Raw genomic sequence first — 1,200 nt, 5'->3', positions numbered from 1 at the left:
GTCCATGATCTTCTCGACGTCGGGCAGGAAGCCGAGGTCGAGCATCTCGTCGGCCTCGTCCAGGACCAGGCACTTGACGTGCCGCAGGTCGAGCTTCTTCTGCCCGGCCAGGTCCAGCAGCCGGCCCGGGGTGCCGACGACCACGTCGACGCCCTTCTGCAGCGCCTCCACCTGAGGCTCGTAGGCACGGCCGCCGTAGATCGCGGCGACCCGCACGTTGCGCACCTTGCCGGCCGTCAGCAGATCGTTGGTGACCTGCACGCACAGCTCACGCGTGGGCACGACGACCAGCGCCTGCGGGGCGTCGCTGAGATCCTCGGGGGCGGCGCGCCCGGCCTGCACGTCGGCGGGGACCACGACGCGCTCGAGAAGCGGAAGGCCGAAGCCGAGCGTCTTGCCGGTGCCGGTCTTGGCCTGGCCGATGACGTCCGAGCCCGACAGGGCCACGGGCAGCGTCATCTCCTGGATGGGGAAGGGGGTGGTGATGCCGACGGCTTCCAGCGCCTCGGCGGTTTCGGGGAGGATTCCCAGGTCTCGGAACGTGGTAGTCAGCGTCATGCCTCTTCTGTGTACGCGGTGCGAGGCGAGCGCGGGGGTCGTGTCGCGTGACCGTGCCGGGGACGGAGGCCGCCCACGCGGGCGGGCCTGTGGCACGGGACCACTGCCGACGCTCTAGCGCTCGTACCGCTGAGGGTGTCCCTCCGGTCGTCGCACGTACACTGACGTACGGCCGCGGAGGTCTGTCGGGTCGGAGCCGATCGGGCCACCGACCGGGCATCCTCATACGTACGCCTGCGGGAGACGTCGAGCGTCGGCGTACCCATCAGGCGCAATACCACCATACCCCGGATCCGTGCACACGCGATGGCCGATTTGGTCACGTAGTCGTCGTCACACCGGACGATCAGGTGAGGTGCCGGGGCCGCGGACTATTGTGCGCTGCATGACCAGCCCTGACACGCCTGAGAACGCCACCGACGCCCCCGCACGCACCGGGATCGCCGCCATGAACTGGGCGGAGGCCGCCGCGGACCCCCAGTACCGTGCCGCGGTCGTGGACCTGCTCGGAGCCCTCGCGTACGGCGAGCTGGCGGCGTTCGAGCGGCTCGCGGAGGACGCCAAGCTGGCGCCCACCCTCGCGGACAAGGCCGAGCTGGCGAAGATGGCGTCGGCGGAGTTCCACCACTTCGAGCAGCTGCG

At 70.3% G+C, this 1,200-nt stretch carries 2 protein-coding genes; one reads left to right on the top strand and one right to left on the bottom strand.

Features of this window, described 5'->3' with window-relative positions:
- Positions 1 to 558: DEAD/DEAH box helicase (locus tag AB0I83_RS31475; RefSeq protein ID WP_363307053.1), on the bottom strand; the 558-nt coding region annotated here is incomplete at its 3' end.
- A gap of 385 nt (positions 559 to 943) precedes the next feature.
- On the opposite strand from AB0I83_RS31475, the gene AB0I83_RS31470 reads away from it, so the two are divergent.
- Positions 944 to 1,200 (top strand): ferritin-like fold-containing protein (locus AB0I83_RS31470; RefSeq protein ID WP_363307052.1); only part of this gene is annotated, 257 nt, incomplete at its 3' end.

It is taken from the genome of Streptomyces sp. NPDC049970 (assembly GCF_040660235.1).
In the GTDB taxonomy this organism is placed as follows: domain Bacteria; phylum Actinomycetota; class Actinomycetes; order Streptomycetales; family Streptomycetaceae; genus Streptomyces.
The sequence above is the reverse complement of the archived record's forward strand: the minus strand, read 5'-3'. Positions and strand labels throughout refer to the sequence as shown.